This window comes from Arsukibacterium tuosuense (genome assembly GCF_900215315.1).
Lineage (GTDB): Bacteria > Pseudomonadota > Gammaproteobacteria > Enterobacterales > Alteromonadaceae > Alishewanella > Alishewanella tuosuense.
In genome coordinates this window covers 205,586-229,035 of sequence record NZ_OBEB01000007.1, presented here as the reverse complement: position 1 = coordinate 229,035, position 23,450 = coordinate 205,586, and the positions used below count along the sequence as shown (strand labels likewise).

18 protein-coding genes are annotated in these 23,450 nt (G+C 49.9%); 5 read left to right on the top strand and 13 right to left on the bottom strand.

Annotated elements, in window-relative coordinates; genetic code table 11:
• Nucleotides 1–34 precede the first annotated feature (34 nt).
• On the top strand, nt 35–2,701 hold the full coding sequence (locus CRO03_RS15180) for a penicillin-binding protein 1A (RefSeq protein ID WP_097112484.1): 2,667 nt from the start codon (nt 35–37) through the stop codon (nt 2,699–2,701).
• 126 nt (nt 2,702–2,827) lie between these two features.
• Here the strand turns inward: CRO03_RS15180 and argH are convergent, their stop codons facing one another.
• The 9 genes from argH to metB form a co-directional block, all read right to left on the bottom strand.
• Entirely contained in the window at nt 2,828–4,216 is a 1,389-nt protein-coding gene (gene argH / locus CRO03_RS15175) for an argininosuccinate lyase (RefSeq protein WP_097112483.1), read from the bottom strand.
• A gap of 5 nt (nt 4,217–4,221) precedes the next feature.
• Entirely contained in the window at nt 4,222–5,427 is a 1,206-nt protein-coding gene (locus CRO03_RS15170; protein WP_097112482.1) for an argininosuccinate synthase, read from the bottom strand.
• Nucleotides 5,428–5,434: 7 nt separating this feature from the next.
• On the bottom strand, nt 5,435–6,349 hold the full coding sequence (locus CRO03_RS15165) for an ornithine carbamoyltransferase (protein ID WP_097112481.1): 915 nt from the start codon (nt 6,347–6,349) through the stop codon (nt 5,435–5,437).
• A gap of 69 nt (nt 6,350–6,418) precedes the next feature.
• Nucleotides 6,419–7,189: an acetylglutamate kinase gene (gene argB / locus CRO03_RS15160; protein WP_097112480.1), complete on the bottom strand. Its 771-nt coding sequence runs from the start codon at nt 7,187–7,189 to the stop codon at nt 6,419–6,421.
• Nucleotides 7,186–8,217, bottom strand: coding sequence for an N-acetyl-gamma-glutamyl-phosphate reductase (argC, locus tag CRO03_RS15155; RefSeq protein ID WP_097112534.1), 1,032 nt, complete (start codon nt 8,215–8,217; stop codon nt 7,186–7,188). Before argC ends, argB begins: the two co-directional genes overlap by 4 nt.
• A 120-nt stretch (nt 8,218–8,337) precedes the next feature.
• A complete protein-coding gene (locus CRO03_RS15150; RefSeq protein ID WP_097112479.1) occupies nt 8,338–11,241 on the bottom strand; it encodes a ligand-binding sensor domain-containing diguanylate cyclase in 2,904 nt (967 codons plus the stop codon).
• A gap of 89 nt (nt 11,242–11,330) precedes the next feature.
• Nucleotides 11,331–12,224, bottom strand: coding sequence for a methylenetetrahydrofolate reductase (gene metF, locus CRO03_RS15145; RefSeq protein ID WP_097112478.1), 894 nt, complete (start codon nt 12,222–12,224; stop codon nt 11,331–11,333).
• Between the two features lie 19 nt (nt 12,225–12,243).
• A complete protein-coding gene (metL, locus tag CRO03_RS15140; RefSeq protein ID WP_097112477.1) occupies nt 12,244–14,646 on the bottom strand; it encodes a bifunctional aspartate kinase/homoserine dehydrogenase II in 2,403 nt (800 codons plus the stop codon).
• A 6-nt stretch (nt 14,647–14,652) separates the two neighbouring features.
• Nucleotides 14,653–15,933: a cystathionine gamma-synthase gene (metB, locus tag CRO03_RS15135; protein WP_097112476.1), complete on the bottom strand. Its 1,281-nt coding sequence runs from the start codon at nt 15,931–15,933 to the stop codon at nt 14,653–14,655.
• 195 nt (nt 15,934–16,128) lie between these two features.
• On the opposite strand from metB, the gene metJ reads away from it, so the two are divergent.
• Nucleotides 16,129–16,464: a met regulon transcriptional regulator MetJ gene (gene metJ / locus CRO03_RS15130; RefSeq protein ID WP_097112475.1), complete on the top strand. Its 336-nt coding sequence runs from the start codon at nt 16,129–16,131 to the stop codon at nt 16,462–16,464.
• Between the two features lie 105 nt (nt 16,465–16,569).
• Here the strand turns inward: metJ and CRO03_RS15125 are convergent, their stop codons facing one another.
• Both CRO03_RS15125 and CRO03_RS15120 read right to left on the bottom strand, forming a co-directional pair.
• On the bottom strand, nt 16,570–17,217 hold the full coding sequence (locus CRO03_RS15125) for a response regulator (protein ID WP_097112474.1): 648 nt from the start codon (nt 17,215–17,217) through the stop codon (nt 16,570–16,572).
• Nucleotides 17,210–18,352 carry a sensor histidine kinase gene (locus CRO03_RS15120; RefSeq protein ID WP_097112473.1) on the bottom strand — a complete coding sequence of 381 codons (1,143 nt, stop codon included), beginning with the start codon at nt 18,350–18,352 and terminating at the stop codon, nt 17,210–17,212. Before CRO03_RS15120 ends, CRO03_RS15125 begins: the two co-directional genes overlap by 8 nt.
• A gap of 129 nt (nt 18,353–18,481) precedes the next feature.
• Here CRO03_RS15120 and CRO03_RS15115 point away from each other — a divergent pair, with 129 nt between their 5' ends.
• The 3 genes from CRO03_RS15115 to CRO03_RS15105 all read left to right on the top strand — a co-directional run bounded on the left by CRO03_RS15115 (nt 18,482) and on the right by CRO03_RS15105 (nt 21,208).
• Nucleotides 18,482–19,240 (top strand): DUF2306 domain-containing protein, encoded by a 759-nt coding sequence (locus CRO03_RS15115; protein WP_097112472.1) that lies wholly within the window; start codon nt 18,482–18,484, stop codon nt 19,238–19,240.
• 50 nt (nt 19,241–19,290) lie between these two features.
• Nucleotides 19,291–20,100, top strand: coding sequence for an SDR family oxidoreductase (locus CRO03_RS15110; RefSeq protein WP_097112471.1), 810 nt, complete (start codon nt 19,291–19,293; stop codon nt 20,098–20,100).
• A gap of 136 nt (nt 20,101–20,236) precedes the next feature.
• Nucleotides 20,237–21,208, top strand: a complete 972-nt coding sequence (locus CRO03_RS15105) for a sugar phosphate nucleotidyltransferase (RefSeq protein WP_097112470.1) — start codon at nt 20,237–20,239, stop codon at nt 21,206–21,208.
• 29 nt (nt 21,209–21,237) lie between these two features.
• Here CRO03_RS15105 and CRO03_RS15100 read toward each other — a convergent pair whose 3' ends face one another.
• Both CRO03_RS15100 and rpmE read right to left on the bottom strand, forming a co-directional pair.
• On the bottom strand, nt 21,238–22,479 hold the full coding sequence (locus tag CRO03_RS15100) for a malic enzyme-like NAD(P)-binding protein (protein ID WP_097112469.1): 1,242 nt from the start codon (nt 22,477–22,479) through the stop codon (nt 21,238–21,240).
• Nucleotides 22,480–23,087: 608 nt separating this feature from the next.
• Complete coding sequence (gene rpmE, locus CRO03_RS15095; protein WP_019675731.1) at nt 23,088–23,300, bottom strand: 50S ribosomal protein L31; 213 nt, start codon at nt 23,298–23,300, stop codon at nt 23,088–23,090.
• Nucleotides 23,301–23,450: the final 150 nt, after the last annotated feature.

Here is a 23,450-nt window from a genome sequence, read left to right as displayed (position 1 = left end):
TAAAGGAATTGGGAGTAAAAATTGGGGTTATTCAGTGTCTTGGGTTAAAAAACTTTTAATAGTCTGTCTGGTTGGTTTTTTTGCCGGGATCCTGACGATCGTAGCAATGTACTTTTATGTCAGAAATGATCTGCCTGACGTCGCTACGTTGAAGGAAGTAAAGCTGCAAACCCCAATGCAGGTTTATACCGCTGACGGTCAACTGATTTCTCAATTTGGTGAGAAACGGCGAATACCTTTAAAACTTGATGAAATGCCACCTTTACTGATTCAGGCATTCTTAGCCATTGAAGATACAAGGTTTTATGAACACCCCGGTATAGATATTATTGGCATTATGCGGGCTGTCACTGTGGTTGCATCTTCAGGGGACTTTAGTCAGGGTGCCAGTACTATCACTCAGCAACTTGCCCGAAATTTTTTCCTGAGCCGGGAAAAAAAGATTATGCGGAAAATTAAAGAAGTGTTTCTGGCATTTCGGATTGAGCAACTTCTGAGCAAAGACGAAATTCTTGAGTTGTACCTTAATAAAATTGAACTGGGCCACCGTTCCTTCGGGGTAGGTGCTGCTGCTCAGGTTTATTTCGGTAAAACAGTAGATGAGTTAACCCTGGACGAGATAGCCATTATTGCTGGTCTACCCAAAGCTCCCTCTACACTAAATCCCATCCGCTCCCCGGCGAATGCCAAAAATCGTCGTGATATCGTTTTAACCAGAATGCGCGCTATCAATGTGATTAGTGAACAGGATTACCGTACTGCTTTAGCTGCGCCCATTACCAGCAAACTTCATGGCGCTCAGATAACTGCCTCAGCTCCTTATATTGCTGAAATGGTTCGTCAGCAAATGGTAGAGCGTTATGGTGAAGAGACCGCTTATTCAGAAGGCTACCGGGTTTACACCACCATCCATAGTCAGCATCAGCATGCCGCCAAACAAGCATTGCAGCAGAATTTATACAACTACGATGAACGCCATGGTTATCGCGGCGCCGTAGCAAAATTGTGGAAATCCGAGTTAGCGGAGCAAACCGGAACGCCAGAAGATACTTATCCGGAGCAGGAGCAACAGCCTGTATTTACTGAAGAGGGCCGCCCTGAACACGCTGAGATAATTAACTACTTAACTAAGCAGCAGGGCATTGAAGATTTATTCCCGGCAGTTGTGTTGACGGTTTATAACAACAGCGCTGATGTGCTGCTGGCCAGTGATCAGATCGTGACTCTGGAGTGGGATGGTTTGAAATGGGCAAGAGCATTTATTACTGATGAGCGTCAGGCTGTCGCACCTAAAAGCGCTGCTGCAACTCTGGCCCCGGGCATGCACATTCTGGTGCGCCAGCAAGACGAACAGTGGCGGCTTAGTCAGGTGCCGGCAGCCAGTAGCGCACTGGTCGCAATAAATCCTGAAAACGGCGCTATTCAGGCTCTGGTTGGCGGGTACAGCTTTAGCCAAAGCCAGTTTAACCGGGTAACGCAGGCAAAACGACAGGTCGGTTCTAATATCAAGCCTTTTATATATTCGGCGGCCTTAGAGCAGGATTATACTCTGGCGTCGATCATGAACGACGCGCCTATTCATCAGTGGGATGACAACGCCGGTATTGCCTGGCGTCCCCGAAATTCACCGCCGGTCTATGATGGGCCAATTCGGATCCGGGAAGCACTGGCTAAATCGAAAAACGTGGTATCAGTCAGATTGTTGCGCGGTGTTGGCATAGATGAAAGCATTCGTCATTTACAGCGTTTCGGTTTCGCAGCAAATGATCTGCCCCGCAATGAGACGTTGTCTCTGGGTTCAGCTTCATTAACGCCGTTAGAACTGGTGACAGGCTATGCCGTGTTTGCCAATGGTGGTTTCCTGGTAACCCCATTTATAGTCGATCGGGTGTTAAATGAGCAGGACGAGGTAATTTATCAACACTTACCAGAGATCGCTTGTACAGAATGCCAGACAACGGCTGCTTCAGATGATGAGTTAGCAGCAGCTGAGCCAGAGCAAGCTGGCGATAGTGAACAACAGCTATATGAACTCTTCAATACCATGCAACAGACTGAATCAGCACCAGCTGATGACCCGGGCGTTGAGTCTGAGCCTGAGCCAGCAACCCCCATCCTGGCCGAGCAGGTTATCAGTAGTCAGAATGCTTTTTTAATAGCCGATGCCCTGACCAGCAGTGTCTGGGGTGGGGGTGACTGGGCCAAGGGCACCGGCTGGAATGGTACGGCCTGGCGAGTGCAGCGCTTGAAAAGACGCGATATTTCTGCAAAAACCGGAACCACGAACGATTCAAAGGATACCTGGTTTTCAGGCTTTACTACAGCAACTGCGGTCACCACCTGGGTTGGCTTTGACGATGCCAATCGTAGCCTCGGCAGAGCACAGTGGCATGCCAATATGGGCCAGGATCAGAGCGCCGGAACCGAGTCAGGTGCGCGCACCGCTTTGCCTGCGTGGCTTGATTATATGACAAAAGTCCTGCCAGACTATGAACAACAACCTATGCAAGCTCCTACCGGGCTAGCCTCAGTCAGGATTGATTTAGCCAGTGGCCTGCTAAGCCGCAGTACTGACCATACCAGCAGCTTTGAGTACTTTAAAATAGGCACAGAACCTACTCAGTACAGTCAGAATAGCGTCCAGCAAATTCATTTTGATAACGATAAAAAAGCCGAGCCTGACGAATCAGAATTGTTTTAACCCTGTCTGGTTTTCACATAGATGTTCTTTAACCGATGTCTTTGTTATTAATGGTTTAGTTGCCGATAAAATAAAGGCCAGCATCTTGCTGGCCTGTACTATTCTCTGATATTGCAATATCAGCCGTTAATCAGTAACCGTGTGTTCAAACCAGCTTTTGGCATCAGCAAGGGCCTGCATGACCTGTTCCGCCGCTGTGCCACCTAATGCACAACGTCTGGCCATCCCTGCCTCCAGCGTCAGAGCCGGATAAACATCATCGGTAATTAATCCGCTTACCTGCTGCAACTGGCTCAGACTTAATGCTTCCAGCGGCAACTGCTGCTTTGATGCCACCAGCACCAGCTCACCGGCACATTCATGCGCATCCCGAAACGGCATACCCTTGCTTACCAGATAGTCTGCTAAATCGGTGGCGTTGCTGTAGCCGAGCTCTGCAGCCTTGCGGCATTGCTCCCGGTTAACACTCAGGTGAGGCAATACCGTCGCCAGTACTAACAGCGATTGCTGCCAGCTATGCATCAGATCAAAAAAGCCTTGTTTATCTTCCTGCATATCTTTGTTGTAAGCCAGTGGCAAACCCTTTAACACGTGCAAAATAGCCACCAGATGTCCCAACACCCGGCCGGTTTTACCGCGAAGTAACTCAAACACGTCCGGGTTTTTCTTCTGCGGCATCAGTGACGAGCCCGAGCTTATGGCATCACCGAGCTTAAAAAAGCCCGCTTCGCCCGAGCAAAAGAAAATGACATCTTCTGACAAGCGCGATAAGTGAGTCATACAAAGGCTGGCGGTTGCTGACAGCTCCACCAGATAATCGCGATCAGAGACCGCATCCAGACTATTAAGCGCCGCATTACTAAAACCCAACTCATTTGCCAGGACCTGCCGGTCAATATTAACGCCGGTACCTGCCAGCGCCCCGCAACCGAGTGGACAGCTGTCCATTCTGGTTAAGGCATCATCCAACCGACCTAAATCACGTTTAAACATTTCAACGTACGCCAGCGCCCAATGCGCTACCAACACTGGCTGCGCCCGCTGCAAGTGGGTAAATCCCGGCATCACTGCCTGCTCTGCCTTGTCAGCAAATTCCAGCAACGCCGCCAGCGCGGCCAATAATGATTTACGTACCGTACCGGCTTGTAAGCGGGTCCATAAGCGCAGATCTGTTGCTACCAAATCATTGCGGCTGCGGCCGGTATGCAGCTTCTTGGCTACATCTCCGAGCGTAGCGGTAAGCTGACTTTCTACCCAGCTATGAATGTCCTCTTCCTTGGTTTGCAATGGCAAACGTGGATCAGCTTCAATGGCGATAGCTAAATCTGCCAACCCCTGATCCAATTGCTTGGCTTCAGCAGCGCTAATAATGCCTGCTTGCAGCAGACCTTTGGCCCAGGCTCTGGAGGCAGCAATGTCCTGCTGCGCCAGTAAATAATCGAAACTAAGCGAGTCATTAAACTCTCTGAACTCGCTTAAGGTGGCTTCGGTAAACCGTCCTCCCCACATCGCCATAACGATTAATCCTTTTGTTGATGCATGGCCCGGATCCGACTGGCCAGGCTGTATAGCCGGATAAAGCCAGCCGCATCTTTCTGATCGTAAACTTCATCACCTTCAAAGGTAGCAAAAGCTTCCGAGTACAATGTATTTACCGAGCGACGTTTCGCTACAGTAACATTACCTTTATAAAGCTTAATCACCACCTCACCGGTTAACTGCTCAGCCAGCGAGGTTGCGGCCGCCAGCAATGCATCTTTAAGCGGGGTAAACCAGCGACCATCGTATACCAGCTGAGCAAACTCCAGACCAATTTCCTCGCGGTACTTCAGCGAACTACGGTCATACACCAGTGCTTCCAACCCTTTTAATCCGGCCAGTAAAATGGTGCCGCCCGGGGTTTCATAGCAACCTCGTGATTTCATGCCCACCAGCCGGTTTTCAACGATATCAATCCGACCCACGCCATGCTCGGAACCCAACTCATTTAACAGCTCAATTGCTGCCACACCATCCAGCTGCTTGCCATTAACCTGAGTTAACTGACCCCGTGCAAACGCCAGCTCAACATAGGCCGGATGATCTGGTGCCTGCTCGGGCGCTTTGGTCCACATCCATACCTGCTCAGACGGCTCAGACCAGGGATCTTCCAGCTCGCCGCCTTCATGCGAAATATGCCATAAATTGGCATCACGGCTGTAAATCTTGGTAGCAGAAGCGGTGGTAGGCACCTTTTTCTCTGCCAGGTAGTCCAGCAAAGACTGGCGAGAGTTAAACTGCCACTCGCGCCACGGCGCGATAACTTTCAGCTGTGGTGCTAACGCTGCAAAGCAGCTTTCGAACCGAACCTGATCATTGCCTTTACCGGTACAACCATGACATAACGCATCGGCACCAAGCTCCAGCGCCAGCTTAACCTGAGCGCGGGCAATAACCGGCCGGGCCATCGACGTACCCAGTAAATACTGGCCTTCGTATACCGCACCGGTTTTTAAGGTCGGGTAAATAACCTCATTGACCAGTTCCTGGCGCAAATCGACCACATAACAGCTGCTGGCACCGGAATTAATGGCTTTTTGCTCTACTCCTGCCAGTTCTTCATCGCCCTGGCCAACATTAGCGACAAAAGCAATTACTTCACAGTTATAGTTATCTTTTAACCACGGCACGATAGCCGACGTATCCAAGCCACCCGAGTACGCCAATACTACTTTTTTAACACTCATTGTTACCTCAACTAAATAAACTGACTAATACGGCATTCTGGGCATGCATCCGGTTTTCTGCCTGCTGCAAAACCAACGAATAATCACTATCCAGCACTTCGCTGGTTACTTCCTGGCCCCGATGTGCCGGTAAGCAATGCATAAAATGTTTTACGGCTAAGCGCTGCATCGCTGCAGTGTTAATCTGATAATCAGCAAACAACTGGCCCACTTGTTTTGGATCGGCTTTAGCCCCCATCGACAACCAGGTATCAGTATAAATTGCATCTACCCCGGCAGCTGATGATAAATGCTGACTCAGGATCAGCTTAGCGCCGCTTTTTGCTGCCATTTGCTGAGCTTTTAACAGCACATGGGCGTCAGGGCCAAAACCGGGTGGCGTAATAACAGTTAAGTCCATCCCCATAATTGCAGCGCCAAGCATTAATGAATGACAGACATTATTGCCATCGCCAACAAAGGCCAGATGCACCTTATCCAGCTCGCCAAACTGTTCGTGTAAGGTCAGTAAATCAGCCAGCGCCTGACACGGGTGATATAAATCGCTCAGCGCATTAATCACCGGTTTCTTGCTGCTATGCGCCAGTTCAATCAGCGTTTTCTGGGAGAACACCCTGGCGACAATAGCATCAGTCCAACAAGCCAGATTACTGCCAAAGTCCTGCACCGACTCACGTACACCCATAGCGCCGTTTTGTAAGTCCAGATAAACGCTGTGACCGCCCAGCTTATTGATGCCGACATCAAAACTCACCCTGGTTCTAAGCGAAGGCTTTTCAAATAGCAGCGCAATACTTTTACCTGCAAGGGCGCTACTGAACTGCGTCGGGTTTCGTTTAATTTCAACGGCCAGAGTCAGAATATCATTTAGTTGGTTCCGGTCCAGATCGGCTAAGCACAGTAGCTGGCTTAATTTACTCATAAAACACGCTGTAATCCGCTAGGCGGTTTCCTGATCAAGCCATAGGTGTGCAACAACACCCTGGCGGGTTTAATATAAAATACAGGTGCCTACCGGCTCGTCCTGCATCAGTTTTAATAAATTCTCTGGTTGTTGCCAGCCGGCGACAATAATATTGCGCTGCAGCGCCAACCCTGTTTCCAGTGCGGCATCCAACTTCACTTTCATGCCACCTTTAATTACGCCACTGGCGACCAGCTCGCCAGCGCCAGCCGGGGTAAGCTCTGCAATCAGTTGCATCTGACTATCCAGAATTCCCGGTACATCCGTCAGTAAAACCAACTCGCCCTGCACCAGCTGACAAATAGCCGCGGCCGCTAAATCGGCGTTAACATTCAGCAACTGACCTTCAGTGCCAATGCCTACAGAGCTGAAAACCGGGGTAAAGCCCTGCTCAAGCAACAAATTAATTAGTTGAGGACTGTTTGCTTTGGCCAAACCAACAGCACCCAGTTTTGCATTTACAGTAAACTGCAAACTGTTTCCGGCAGAAAGGTTCAGGCCCACCGGATTTAATCCCTGCAACATCGCCCGGCTAACCAGCTCTGCATTAACTGCACCGTCCAGTGCGCCGGTTATTACCGGCATCTGCTCTGTGGGCGACACCCGCTGACCGTCAATTTTTTCAGTGGTAAAACCAAATTTTGCCAGCCATTGATCCACCTGATCGCCGCCGCCATGTACCAGCACGACAGGCCGCTGTTGTTTAAGTTGATGACAAACTGCAAGTAACGCATCAAGCGCCGGGCGCTCCTGTAATAAACGGCCACCCATTTTTATTACCAGCGGTAAGGTTTTCATGCCACCACCCCGCTGAATAAACCTGAAGTTTCCGGCTTATTAAAGCGTACATTTGCCGCCTGCATCGCTTGCGCGGCAGCACCTTTCAGCAAATTGTCAATCGCTGACACGACCACCAGCTGTTCACCATCCTGTTGCCAGTAAATGTCGCAATAAGGGGTACCTGCAACATTAGCGACATTGGGAGACTGAGTTAACAACCTGACCAGCGGTTTATACTGATATGCCGCAGTAAAGGCATGTTTAACCTGTTCCGGGCTGACGTCAGGTTTTAACGTCACCACACTGGTGGCGAGGATACCGCGTTTAAAATTACCTAAATGAGGAGTAAACACCACTTTGCGGCCAAGGTTCTGCTCAATTTCAGGCCGGTGCCGATGGCCAAAAAAGCCATAGGCATTCAGGCCTACTTCGCAAAACGACGTGCTGAGCGCAGCCTTACGGCCCGCACCCGACACACCACTGGTAGCATTTATAACAGGGATACACTGCTTAGCCAGCATGTCGGCTTTAATTAACGGCAGTAACGCCAGTGAACAGGCCGTGGGATAACAGCCGGGTACCGAAATTAAATTGCCCGGTGCCTCATGTAACCATTCCATCAGGCAATAGACAGCGTCGTTTAACAGCTGTGGATGCTGATGCTGATAACCATAATATTTAGGGTAAAGTTCGGCTTGCTTCAGCCGGAACGCACCGGATAAATCAACCACCACTATGCCAGCGGCCAATAATAAAGGCGTAACCGCTTCGCTCGCTTCATGTGGCAACGCCAGAAAAGCCACATCGACCTGTAAAGAGCTGATCCGCTCATCCTGCCAGGGTTCTACCATAATATCGATGGCATTGGTAAAACGTGGATATAAATTACTTAATGGCTCGGCAGTTCTACCGGCAGACGCAAAGGCATAGTCCAGTGAGAAGTAAGGGTTAGCGCTAAGTAAGGCACATAGCTCGGCACCGCTATAGCCGGCGGCACCTAATACGGCACTACGAATTATTTGATCTGAAGAAGACGCTAAAGGCATGTTAACCATTCTCAATTGCAAAACCAGCTAAAAGTTATAGCATAAAACGGCTGCTAGTGTAGAACGGCAAACATGCAGAATCAACAATAATTATGCTGTTTTTGTGAATTTTTATCTATTTTATAAAGATTCGTCAGAGGTGAAACTATTATGACTGATTACCGTATTCCGGCCGCTGTTTTTCGCCTGATAAAGCGCCCGGTCTGCGTCAATAAGCAGTTGTTTACCATCGTCTTTAACCTGAAGCGTTGCCAGGCCAATACTTAAGGTAACCGTCAGATCGGGTACGATGTCGGTAAAGCAGGTATCGGCCACGCGTTGACGCAGTCTGTCGCATACTTCCTGTGCCAGCGGCAGTGAAGTGTCCGGTAACAAAATTACAAACTCTTCCCCTCCCCAGCGTGCCAGGGAATCAATATCCCGGCAATGCTGCTGCAAGGTAGCTGCTACCCTTTTTAACACCTCATCACCCACGCTATGTGACCAGTTGTCATTTACTTGCTTAAAGTGGTCAATATCCAGCAATGCCAGACATAGCGGCTCTTGTTGGCGCTTCGCCCGCTTCAATTCGTGCTGCATGGCCTCATCAAATGCCCGACGATTGGCCAGGCCGGTCAAAGAATCCAGTCTGGCCAATGCCGCCAGCTCAGCCGTTTTTTCAGCCACCTGACGTTTTAATTTCAACTCGCTGCGTTTTAAGCTGGCCAGACGCCAGCGCACTATGGCAATGACTAACGCGACCAGAAATAATATAACCAATGCCTGAAACAGTGGTCGCTGCCAGAGATGAGGGGCAATACTAAAGGAAATTGTGGCCGCAACAGGGCTCCAGCCACCATCCGGGTATGAGGCCGCCACATTAAAGGTATAGTGTCCCGGCGCTAAGTTGGTATATTGCACATTAGCCTGGGTACCTCGCGCTACCCAGTCCTGCTCAAACCCTTCCAGCATGGTGCGATACTGGATGCGATGCGGCATAATATAACCTAAGCCGGCATATTCCAGCTCTATCCGGCTGGTACCCGCCGCCAGTTTAACAGACTGCTGCAAAGAGTAGTGCTTACCATCTGCCACCAGTTTTTCCAGTACCACCGGCGGAATCACCGCAGAAAACGAACTTAGCCTGGCCGGTTGTACTTTACTGGCGCCAACAGAGGTTGCCACCCAAACCGAGCCATCGTTATGCAGGCTGGCAGCAGGAGAGGATCCACCATTTGCCTGAGCACTGGCCATTCCGTCGCTTTCGCCAAATAACTCATAGTTTATCTGATCGCGCCGGCCATACACCACGTCCAGCGCCTGTTCTCTGCCCAGTCGTAACACGCCACGATTGGTAGAAATCCAGAAGTGCTGCTGCTCATCAATAACCAGCTGAAAGAGTTTATCAAAGGGCATACCATGACTGCGGCCTATCAGGGCTAATTGCTCAGTAGCAAGATCAAACGCCACCAACCCCCGGTCGGTAGTCATCCACAGAATGCCGGCGGCTGGGTCCTCGACAAAACCAAACGCATATTCAGCTTGATCCAGCACACTGAAATCAAGCTGAGTGACCCGGTCGTTTTGCCATACCGATACGCCGGCTCCACTACCAATAAATACTCTGCCATCGTCAGTTTGGTGCAGTGCCATGATAAAAGGTGAAGGTAGTGCCACCGCCTCTACCGGCGTGGTGATTTGACCATCTCGTATCAAACTCAGACCCTGAGCTGTCCCTACTAGTACTGAGCCGTCTGCTCTTGGTAAAATTGCCCGCACTTCATTTGCTGCCAGGCCATCTTCACTACTGTAGTGGGCTATGACTTTACCGTCAGCATAATGCAGCAAGCCATCGGTATAGGTGCCAATCCATAAGCTTTGCTGCTGGCCCATGGCAAGACTGAGCACAGATTGCCCTTTGGCATGACTGGACAGGTCGATATTGCGGATAATACCATTGCAAATCTGGTCAAGGCCCCTGCTGCTACCGACATAAACACAGTCTGCCTGATCAGACATGACGGTACGCACATAATTATCTGCTAAGCCCTGCTCACTGGTATAAGTTGTAAAGGGCGCGTCACGCAGCCGGAAAATACCGCCATTAGTGCCTACCCACAGACTGCGCTCTTTGTCACGCAACAACGCCAGTACCCGGTTATTGGGTAAACCTTGTTCAATGCTCAATTGCTCTACAGTATTGTTGTATAGCCTCAGTAAGCCGCGGTCGACAGTGCCTATCCACAGCACGCCCGACGCCTCCGGTAGCAGCGTTGCAACCGGCACATCAGCCAGAAGCTGAGTTAATTGCTGTTGCTCATTTAGCAGAAACAGTCCGCGTTCTGTGCCAATCAGTAATTGCTGCTGAGCGTTGGCTGCCAGGGCAAAAACCGGTGAGGTAATCTGCTCAGGAAACGGGTGGCGTAGTACTAAGTCAGGATCAATAACCGCCAGGCCCGCCCTGGTCCCTACCCATATCCGGCCTTTGCTATCTTCAAACACACTATTGGCCGCATTGGCAGGTAAGCCATTATCCTCAGTAAACTGACGCCGACTGCCGTTCGGTGTCTGCATAACAACACCTTCGCCTTCGGTCGCCAGCCATAGTCTTTGCTGGCTATCTACCAGCGCTTTGTTAATTAGTACACCAAGCGGAGGGTAGCTTTGCCATTGATGACCATTGACCCGGGCAATACCACCACGCGAGCCGGCCACCAGCAGATCACCGTTTTGGGCAACACTCAACGTCCGGATCCCGGAATCGGGTAAGCCGGTTACAGCACTGCGCTCAAAAATATCAAAACGACGGCCGTTAAAGCGGGCAACCCCTTCCCAGGTAGCAAACCACAGATAACCATCGGGTGTCTGGGCAATGGCGTTAACGGTGTTGTGGGGTAGTCCATCGACTGTACTCCAGCTTTCGCTGAAGTAGTTATCAAGGCTGACAATGTCATTAGTTGTGGCGATTACCGGCGTCACCAGCAATCCACTAAGCAACCATAGCAGGCTGGTTACACCGCTTCGGTAAACAGTTAACAACGGCATGGCCAATCCCTGTTTCAAGAATACATAACTTGCGGATGCAAGATTACCGCTTTTGCTGATACTTGGGAAGCCTGATTCAACAGATGTTGCTAAAGCACGGGGCGTACGCCCAGTAAATGACAAATGGCATAGCTTAATTCACTGCGGTTAAGGGTATAAAAGTGGAACTGGTCAACCCCCTCGCGGCTTAATACTTTTACCATTTCCATCGCTATATTTGCCCCCACCAGATTGCGGGTAGTCGGGTCATTGTCCAACCCCTGATAGGCTTTATTCATCCAGTCAGGGATAGCAACATTTGTCAGACCGGCAAATTTCTGTAACTGTTGAAAGTTGGTAACCGGCAAAATACCCGGAATAATATCGACATCAATACCTATGGCGGCACAACGATCGCGATAGCGTAAAAACTTTTCGATATCAAAGAAAAACTGGGTAATGGCCCGCGAGGCACCTGCTTCAACTTTACGTTTTAAATTCAGTAAATCGAATTGGGCATTGGGCGCTTGCGGGTGCACTTCCGGATAAGCTGCCACCGAAATGTCAAAGTCCGCCACAGAACGCAGTATTTCAACCAGATCTGCCGCATATAACTCTGGCACATCGCTACTGCCTGGCGGTAAATCGCCACGTAACGCCACTATATGCCGGATCCCATTGTTCCAGTAGTCACGGGCAATATCGGTCAGCTGCTGCTTGCTGGCATCAACGCAGGTTAAATGCGGCGCAGCAATTAGACCGGTGCGTTGTTTTATCGATTTAATAATATCGTGAGTGCGGTCCCGCTCTCCGGAATTAGCACCGTAGGTGACCGACACAAAAGACGGTGTCAAAGGTGCCAGCCGCTCAATCGACTGCCACAAGGTTTGTTCCATTTGTGCAGTCCGCGGGGGAAAAAATTCAAAGCTTACATTAACTTTTCCCTGCACATCGTGCAGGTTGCGGTTGATTGCATCCAGATATTGAGCGTTAGCAAAGGCCATATTTCTTCTCTTTAAACCGTCATACTTCGCGGCTTGCGCCAGTTAAAATGAGCTGCTGACACAACTGCGCCAGATCAGCATGAATACCTCCGGCGGTAACTTGCTTGCCCGCCCCCGGACCTTTCAGCACCAGTGGATTAGCGCAGTACCACTGGCTTTCAATTACAAAAATATTGTCGCAGGGGGCCAGCGCAGCCAAAGGCTCATCAGGCGCCACTTGCAACAACTTAACCTCAGCCTCCGGCCCGTGGTCAGTCAGAGTTAAACTGGCGGCATATCGCAATAGTTTGCCAGCAGTGTTGGCTTCATCCCGGGCATTGGCCAGCATGCTATCCAGCAAGTCTCGTTGCAGCCAGGCCTCTGCCCAGCTGCCGGCGGCAAGGGCCGCTGGCATCAGTGGCTGCAGGCTGATCTGCTCCAGCTCCATACTCAGCCCCAGTTCACGCGCCAGCACCAGCAACTTGCGCTGGACATCAATACCAGATAAATCGTCCCGCGGATCAGGCTCGGTGAAGCCCAACTCGGCCGCTTCGGCCAGTAAGCCCGAAAATGGCTGACTACCATCGAACTTACATAGCAACCAGGACAAGGTGCCGGAGAACACCCCGCTAATCCGTTTAATTTTGTCGCCGCTCTGCAGCAGACCTTGTACAACCTGTTGCACCGGAATGCCGGCACCGACAGTAGTATTGCTGCGCCAGCTTAAGTGATTGCTGGCTAACTCAGCCCGGATAGCGTTGTATTCAACTAACGGTAGTGTCACACCTTGCTTATTGGCGCTGATAATATGGCAACCTGCAGCGATAAAATCAGGATACTGCCTTGCAAACTGCCGGCTGGGCGTAATATCCACTAATACTTTTGGTCCCGGTAACTGACGAATATAAGCCAGCAGTTCAGGTTCGGAATAGCTGTTGGCAGCAGCAAGCTCACTTTGCCACTGCAAAGGGTTCAGTTGCTCACCCAGCCAGGCCTGACGAGAATTAAACACTCCCGCCAGTTGTATGCTTATCGCATTGCCAAGTGTTTCTATCTGCCCTGGCAGCAGTTGTAAAAACTCAGCACCAACGTTACCAGTACCCGCCACCAGCAAGTGCAAGCTGGGTTTAGTGACCACACAGTGTTGATGGATCTTATTTAGCTCTGTCACTGTTAACTCCCGTTTAAACAGCCACACGGCCAGTTGATCATTTTCATATGCGTTTTGCACCTCAAGCTGCTGTAATAACTGAGATAAAAAATAACTCACCTGCTGCTGAGCACTTGCTTTTAACCAGACCAGTGCATAGTAATTGAAGGTATCTGTCAGTGGATGGCAGCCATACTGTTGCAACAGCGTGGCTGCTTGCGGCCACACTGAAGATGGAATAAGCCAGCGCTGACTGGCATCATCACTACCATCATGTTGCTGTGGCAACACCACCACCGGGCTTTGTAATTGTTCGGCCAGGGTATCGGCGTTTACCGCCAGCCTACCGGGCAACGACACTAAGCGTACCGATGCTAAACTGGTTAAAAACGCCTTGGCAGGGGCATCGGCAACAACTTCACAAGCTGTTTCCTCAGGCTTCAGTGCACTGCGTACCAGCAAACTGGTGCTGCTGCCAGTAAGTGGTGCCAGAGTGCGGGCATGCAATACCGGGTTTCCCAGTGCAGCCAGCTGACAAGCCTGGCGTTCATTCACTTTGCTATAAGGTTTGGCGCTGGCACATTTTCGCGGATCAGCGCTGTAAATCGCTTTTACGTCAGTCCAGATACTGACTTTATCTGCAGCAAGCAGCGCTGCCAGCAGCGTGGCACTGTAGTCACTGCCATTGCGACCCAGGGTGATACTTGCACCCTGCTGATTGCGACCTATATAGCCGGTGACGACATAAATCAGTGGCGACGGGGGTGTGGCTGCGGTTATTTCAGCCAACAGCAATGAGCTTTGCTGCCAGTTGGGATTGGTGTCCTGAAATACCAGAAAATCGCGGGCATCAATTGCCGCTGCTGGCCGGCCCTGCTCGGTGAGCAACGTGGCCAGTAGGGAGGCCGACAGTAGTTCACCAATTGCCAGAACCTCGTTGCTTTGTCTGCAGGTTAACCACCGCGGAACTTGTTCAAGCCAGCTGTTCAGTTTTGCAATTACCGGCATTGCCGCCTGTGCTGACAAGGTTGCAGTAACCAGTTGCTGCAACTGCGTAGTGAGTTGAGCCAATAACGGCTTAATGTCATCGCCATTATCATAACTGGCAAGCAATGCCAGCAAAGCATCGGTGGTGTCACCGGGAGCAGAAACCACCACCCAGGGTAAACCACATTGTTGCTGCACCAGGTCGGCAACTGCCTGAAAACGCGCTGCGCTGGCCAGACTACTACCACCGAATTTATGTACCTCTACCGCTGGCCGGTTAAGTGCTGCTGTTAAATGCTGAGTCATCTTTATTTACCAGAATGCTGTTAAAGCCGGGTTTAGCCGGAATTGCTGCTCGACTGAGCCCTTACCAGTACCAGTATTACCGCTGGCAACCCGATCAGCGTTGTTATTGTGTTGCGAGGTATTAAGCCAATTTGCTACTGCATTAAAGCCAGCTTGTAAGTCGGCGATTAGATCTGCCGACGCTTCAATGCCGACCGACAAGCGAATTAGTGTCGGGCCAATACCCGCTGTTTGCTGAGCGGCAGCATCCATTGAAGCATGAGTCATCGACCCAGGGTGGCAAATCAGGCTTTCAATGCCGCCTAGTGATTGGGCCAGGGTAAATAATTGTAAGCTGGCAAAAAATACCGGCAAGGCTTCAGCCGGGGCGGCTAAATCAAAACTGCACATGGCGCCAAACCCTGTTTGCTGTGCTTTGGCAACAGCATGGCCCGGGTGGTCGGTCAGACCCGGGTAATACAATTTGCTGACCAATGGCTGGCGCTGTAAAAAACTGACCAGCTCGTTGGTATTTTGTTGCTGTAGCTGCAAGCGAGGTACCAGCGTGCGTAAACCGCGCAATGTCATATAGCTGTCAAAAGCCGGCCCGGTTACGCCTAAACAATTAGCCCACCACTTTAACTCATCACCAATAACCGGATCTTTGGCTACCAGCACCCCACCAACAATGTCGCTGTGGCCATTAATATACTTAGTAGTGGAATGCACCACGATATCGGCACCCAGCCGCAGCGGCTGTTGCAATACCGGCGATAAGAAAGTGTTATCTACCACCACCTTTGCACTTAAATTTTTGGCTAACTGGCATACCGCTTTAATATCGGTAATTTGCAGCAAAGGGTTACTTGGCGTTTCCAGCCAGATCATCGCTGGCGCTGCTGCCTTAACTTGCTCTGACCAGTCGCTTTCCTGAAAATTAATGAGCACCAGCTTAAAAGCCTGCTTGCGCGTCGCCAGATTGGTAAATAAGCGATAGCTGCCACCGTAGCAATCATGCGGGATGACCAGTGTGTCGTCTGGCCCCAGCAACTGCAGCGCCAGCAAACAGGCGGACATGCCACTGCCGGTAACAATAGCCCGCGCACCCTGCTCCAACTGACATAACGCCTCGGCCAGAGTATCCCGGGTCGGGTTGTTAGAACGCGAATAATCGTACTGGCCGGGTTGTCTAAATGCCGGTAACTCATAAGTAGACGTTAAATATAAAGGTGGGGTAACTGCGCCAAACGCCGTATCCTGAGCTATTCCGGCCCGGGCAGTAATGGTTGCAGCAGCTGAGTGAGACATAACGACACCTTTTGACTTTCTTTTTTGGAAGTTTAGACGTCTAAAAGTATATCGATCAAAAGTTGGATGTCAAACCATTTAGCCGTCTATAATGATTATTTGTTGCGCACTATTGGACATGGCAGGATAAAAAGTTAGAATTTGGCAACTGCGCGAGCAAATACGAATAACCATTAAAATAACTAAGGTACCCTTATGGCTAAATGGAATGGCGAATATATCCATCCTTATGCGGAACATGGTAAAAAGTCAGAACAAGTAAAAAAAATTACCGTTTCCATTCCGCTGAATGTTTTAAAAGTATTGACCGACGAGCGCACCCGTCGCCAGGTTAACAACCTGCGCCACGCAACTAACAGTGAATTGTTATGCGAAGCATTTTTACATGCATTCACCGGCCAGCCACTGCCGGCTGACGAAGACTTACGCAAAGATAACCCGCATCAGATCCCGGCGGAAGTACGGCAAATTCTGACCAGTATGGGTAAACCCATCCCGGTAATTATTGAAGCGGATACTGCTGAAGACTAGAGTCGACAGTGTTAACAAGCCCAAATAAAGCCGCCTGCAGGCGGCTTTTTTACGGGCTTGTGCAGGCAGTATTGGTTATAAAGCGCGTTTCATAAGCAAAAAACGTTAATTGATAAGGCCCAGTTCCAGCGCCAGCAAGACAGCCCGGGTGCGGTCACGCACCCCCAGCTTTGCCAGAATCGCCGAACACTGATTTTTAACCGTCCCCTCAGATTTATACAATGCAGCCGCAATTTCCTTGTTGCTGTAACCTGCCGCCATTAATTGCAGAATCTCCAGCTCTTTGTCACTCAGCGGCTCCAGCTGAGCGGGCATGCTAAAACCAGCATCGCTGGTTTGCCGGATACTACCTAGTAAGCGCTCGGTAATATTAGGCGCAAACCAGCTACCGCCATCAGCCAGGGTTGCAATTGCCTGCACCAGGGTCTCCAATGACACATCTTTTAATAAAAAACCCCGTGCACCATAAGAGATACTCTTTAACACCAGTTCATGTTCATCGAAAGTCGTCAGGATCAATACTGGCGTGCTGACACCGGCCTGCTTTAGTGACGCCAGGGTTTGCACCCCGTTCATCACCGGCATGGACAGATCCAGTAAAATAACGTCAGGCTGCAACTGTGAGCAGGCTGTGAGCACGCCAGAACCGTCAACACACTCACCCACTACCACGACTTTTCCAGATAACCCAAGCAAACTTTTAATACCATCGCGGATCAGTTTCTGATCATCAACCAGCAATACTTTATGCATTGTCACTCTCATTGTAGGGAAGCGTTATGGTTAACTGCATTGCCTGATGATTATTGCCAAGCACTAAACTACCCTTGCACTCAGCCAACCGTTCCTGCATGCCGGTAATACCATTGCCTGGCTGCCAGCGTGGTGTCAGGCTGCCATTATCATATATCACTAGTTTTAGCTGTTGTTGTGCCACCTGCGCTGCAATAGTCACTTCGCTGGCACCACTGTGTTTTAGGCTGTTACTCAACGCTTCCTGTACAATACAAAGCAGATGCTGAGCCTGCGCCAGATCGTTGAGCATAATATCAGACGGGATTTGCAGCTTTACCTGCAACTGCGCTGGCACTAACCGGGTTAAGCCGCAGACTGCATCCAGCAAGCTGACATCAGCATACTGACGCATAGTACTGACTGCGTCGCGAACATCTGACAACAATAGTTTCGCCAGCTGATGGCAGTTGTCTACCTGCACTTTTGCCTCACCGTCGGTTAAATGGCTGGCAACCTGCAATTGAATAGTCAGGGCCGTTAAATGGTGGCCGACCAGATCATGCAGATTGCGGGCAATCCGGGTGCGTTCACTCTGACGCGATGCTGCCTGCAGTAATTGCCGGGTTGCCAGCAACTGCTGATGTTTTTGCTCCAGCTCGTCTTTGGCATTCTCAGCATCGCGGCTGGCACTTTGCACCATAACCGCGAACAAATGAAAGCAGCCATACAACAGTGCTGTTATCCAGACCGCCCTGCCACCTTGCCAGGCCACCAGCCCAAACCAGACCGCTACCACTGCCGTTGTCAGCAACAATGCAGGGCCAGTTCGCATAACAAAAGGCAACATAGCAGCCCAGATAACCGTCAGGATAGACAAAAACTCAAAATTGCGCGCTGGTGTCAGCCAGAGCAAGCAAATAGCCACCAGTAACTGTAGCGACAACAGATAATGTCCAACACGGCTTTGCAAGCCATAGCGGCCCTGCTTGCGGGTCAGCAACCAGAATAAGCCACCATAGGCCAGAAACAATATATGCAACGCTACGCTGCCATATGTTGCCGCTGTTTTCTGCAAAATATACAGGCTGATGCCATATACCATCAGCCAGGTTAGCAAACCGGCCAGGGTAGCGAAGTCAATTTTTGTTTTCATTCTTCCATTATGCGGAGTAACTAAATAACTGCAATAGGCCAGAAGTCACAGTAAAAAATCCTGACTTCTGGCACCTGCTTTGGCAACTTGCCAGGCGTAAGCTGGCAACATTAACCAAGGAGACTGACCATGTTAGTTATTCACACCACATTGTTGTATCTGCATATTGCACTTGGCGCGATAGCGCTGTTGCTATTCTGGCTGCCAATCGTCGCCCGTAAAGGTGGCAAGCTACATATTGCTGCCGGTAAGGCCTTTTACTCTATTATGCTGGTTGTTGCCGGTTCAGGCATCATAATGACCCTGATTGGCTTAGCTGATCCGGTCGGTATTTACATCAATAGCAGACAACTGACTCCTGAGCAGATTGACAGCATGATGATCTGGCGCATTCCTTTTACTTATTTTTTACTGCTGCTCAGTCTGCTGACCTGGGTAACGGTGCGTCATGCCATCGGTGTGCTGCGCGCTAAAACAAATCGCAGTATGCTGCGCAACTGGCGCTATCAGGGGCCAGTGCTAATGATGTTTCCGGTTGCCTTGTTCGTTGGCTGGCAGGGGATAACTATCGCTATGCCGCTGTTGATCATTTTTGCCGTTGTCAGTCTGATCACAGCAACTACTATTAGCAAGTATGTATACCGGGCGGAGATAACGCCCCGGGCCTGGATTATTGAACACTTCAGCGCCATGGTCGGTGCCGGTATTGCGGTATACACCGCCTTCTTTGCAGCAGGCGGACGCCGGGTGTTATCACAATGGTTGCCGGGTGAATGGCAAATAGTCAGCTGGCTGGCAGCACCTGTTATTGGCCTGACCATACTTGTCACCCTGACCGGTTATTACAAACGTAAATATAAGGTGCAACACAACAAAGCTTTACAATAGCCTCAGGGCTGGCTTAATGTCCCTGAAAATGCTGACCAGGGACAACAACAATGACCATAAAAAACACTGCAGTTAACAATAGAGTGATCTGGATCACCGGCGCTTCCGGTGGGATTGGTGAAGCCCTGGCCCGTGAGCTGGCCGCTGACGGGGCCAGACTGATATTAAGTGCCCGGCGCCAGTCTGAACTGGAGCGGGTGCGCACCAGCCTGCCCAATGCGGCTTCTCACCTGATACTGGCACTGGATATTACTGACCACGATGCCATCACAGCCGCTATTGCTGAGATTAAGCAACAAATTGGTGGCCTGGACTGGCTTATCAATAATGCCGGGATCAGCCAGCGCGCATTAATTACGGACACCACGCTGGATACTGAGCGCAAGCTCTTTGAAGTTGATTACTTTTCCCAGATTAATTTAACCCGACAGGCCCTGCCACTGCTGCTGGCCGACGGCGGCGGCAAGGTGGTGTTTGTATCATCCGTAGCCGGTTTAGTGGGCACCCAGTATCGCGCCAGTTACTCTGCCGCTAAAGCGGCGTTGCATCTGTGGGCGAATAGTTTACGGGCAGAGTTGTTTGAGCAGGGGCTTAGTGTCGCTACCATTTTCCCTGGCTTTGTGAACACAGAAGTGTCACGCAATGCCTTAACTGGCGATGGCAGCGTACTGGGCGAAATGGACGATGCTCAGGCCAAAGCCATGAGCGCAGAACAATTTGCTGAAAAAGCCGTAAAGGCATTGGTTAAGGATAAAAATTATATTGTTATTGGCGGCTTAAAAGAGCGGCTGGGGGCCTTGGTATCCAGATTGTCGCCAGAATTGTTGTATAAAATGATTCGAAAAAGCAACGTCCGCTAGCGTTGCCCGGTAAGCTGGCATTCGTTGCGTCCTGGCCTTTACAACTAAACACAATATTCTTTTGATCTGAATCAAGCCTTGTTGCTGCTGCTGAACTAGGCTTAATGGCACCTCAAGCCAGCATGGAAAACACCCAATGTCAGCCGTGTTAAGTGTGTTACTGGCCGGTGGCTGTGGCAGTCGCCTGCGTCCTTTGACATTACATCAGGCCAAGCCGGCAGTGCCCTTTGCTGGCCGCTTCAGAATAATTGATTTTGTATTAAGTAATTTACTGCACTCTGGCTTTACCGATCTGCTAGTACTGACTCAATACCAGGCCGCAGGCTTAGAGCACTACTTACAGCAGCACTGGGGCGGCCGCTTTCGCCGCCAGGGGTTTTTGCGCTGTTACCATGCCGAGGCAAATGCAAATCTTGGCACTGCCGGTGCAGTCGCCATACAACTTAGTCAGATCCGTAACTTGCAGCCACAACATATCGCCCTGTTAAGTGCCGACCATATTTATAAAATGGATTACCGGCAAATGCTGCGATACCATTTGCAGCAGCAAGCAGCGGTTACTGTCGCCGCGATAGCTATACCCAAAGCACATGCTCACCGTTTTGGCATTATTCAGACTGACGCCACTGGCAGGATAACCGGTTTTATTGAAAAACCGCAGACGCCTCCTCCCTGTATGCCGGGCAGACCAGGTTATGTATTAGCATCGATGGGAAATTACCTGTTTAATGCTGCAACCCTGTATCAGTCTTTAGCACTCTGCCAACCCGGGCACTACCTTGATTTCGGTCAGCAAGTGCTACCCGCATTGTTCAAGCAACATGCTGTTTATGTTTACAATTTTGCTGACAACCTGTTGCCAGGCACTCAGGCGCTGACCGGCTACTGGCGCGATGTTGGCACACTCAATGCTTTTTATGCCGCCCAGCAGGATGTACTAAACCATCCCGACTGGCTGCAGGGCCCGACCCAACCCTGGCCGATTCTGAATGGCAGCGCTATTGCCACACAGATACCCCGCCATCAGTTGCGTAAAGTACAACCAATGACAGGTGGCAGGCCTTGTTATGCTATGCATCAATACGGCCTGCAACAACAAGTCCATTAGCTGACAACGCAGTAAGCGCAACGCAGACGTTACAGATAATAATTATCCGGCAGCTCAATCCGGGCGACGCCGGACGCTACTGCCGCCTCAGCCACCGCACGGGCAACCCGCGGTAGCAACCTTGGGTCCATGGGCTTGGGAATAATATAAGCTTTGCCAAATTCCAGCTTATCGATTTGTGCTGCCTGCAGCACCTCAGCGGGTACCGGTTCTTTCGCAATTGCCCGAATAGCATTGACTGCAGCTATTTTCATTTCATCGTTGATAACACTGGCCCGTACATCGAGCGCACCACGGAAAATAAACGGGAAACACAAGACGTTATTAACCTGATTCGGATAATCCGAGCGGCCGGTTGCCATAATCAAATCCTTGCGGGCTGCGTGGGCCAGTGCCGGCTTAATTTCAGGATCAGGATTAGAGCAGGCAAAAATAACCGGATTAGGCGCCATTAATTGCAGGGCTTCCGGTGGCAGCACATCCGGGCCTGACACGCCGACGAATACATCGGCACCGCTTAATGCATCTTCCAGGGTACGTTTATCAGTGTTATTGGCAAATAATAGCTTGTACTGGTTTAAGTCATCACGCCGGGTATGAATAACCCCTTTGGTGTCCAGCATATAGATATGCTCACGCTGGGCACCACATTTAATCAGCAGCTCCATACAGGCGATGGCAGCCGCGCCGGCACCCATACAGACAATAATTGCTTTGCTGATATCTTTACCCTGAATTTCCAGGGCGTTCAGCATGCCAGCGGCCGTAACAATAGCGGTACCATGCTGATCATCATGAAATACCGGTATTTTACAGCGCTTAATCAATTCTTTTTCAATTTCAAAGCATTCCGGCGCTTTAATATCTTCCAGATTAATACCACCAAAGGTATCTGCGATATTGGCAACCGTATTAATAAACTCTTCAGTAGTGCGATGACTAACTTCTATATCAATCGAGTCCAGATTGGCAAAACGTTTAAACAGCAAAGCCTTACCTTCCATAACTGGCTTGGAGGCCATAGGCCCTAAATTACCTAAGCCAAGAATTGCCGTGCCATTGGTAATTACCGCCACCAGATTGCCTTTGGCAGTATATTTGTAGACATTGTCGACGTCAGCGGCAATTTCCCGTACAGGCTCGGCAACACCAGGGCTGTACGCCAGGGCTAAATCTTTGACGGTTTCTGCCGGCTTGCTGATTTCAATACTAATTTTGCCCGGGGTCGGCTCTGAATGATACTTCAGTGCCTGTTCTCTGAAATCTGACATCTTGTTTTCCTGCGTTTAGTGAGTGAGGGTAACTTCTGATTATTGTTGTTTTGCGACGGCGGAATGATGATCTTACCAGCGCAGCTGCGCCCTACTGACCATACCACTTTAGTCTTATTGTTAGTTGTTATAGCAACTTCAGCGGCAATCGCCAAGCCTTGGCCCACCCGACCATTTCCTGTATCAGGTAAAATTTAACTTAATTCAAACGGTTTATACGTAATCAATCGATTAAGATTTCGCTTATTGTGATTAACTATCAGCAAATGCTGACCGGTATTTAATGCCAAAATGCTGGCAATTCAGGCGTATAGCCATCCAAACTCGATTTCAGCTACTGCATAATCAGCTAAACATTGGAAATTAAACTATTTTTTTTATTAATATCGACTATTTGCTTAAAAAACGAACAAAATCAGTTGTCATTATTCAGTTGCCACAAAAGTATGAAGAAGTGAGCTTTGAATAAGAAGCATAAATCCATGAGCTGCTTGTATCCGAGCAAGTCAACGTCATGGCTAACCCTGTTCCGGGGTGTATACCCTGGATTCCAGCCATAAAAAAAGCACCCGAAGGTGCTTTTTTTATTTGCGTTATACTCAGGCGAATTAACGATTGCCCAGTACCGCGAAACGTTTCTTGAAGCGGTCAACCCGGCCGCCAACGTCTAATACTTTCTGCTTACCGGTATAGAACGGGTGGCAGCTTGAACATACGTCCAAGTGAATATCTTTACATAGAGCTGAGTGCGTTTTGAAGCTGTTACCGCAAGTACAGGTTGCAGTAATTTCTTTGTATTCTGGGTGGATACCTGGTTTCATGGGTTACCTCGTTAGGCCGTATCGCTATCTGGTCATCGTGTGCCAGACACCATACGTAATTACAGTTAATTAAGGGCGCGTAGCTTAATAGATAGCCAGCAAAGTTGCAACTGCCATACTGGCTTATTTACAACTTTGTTTTACTTGGCA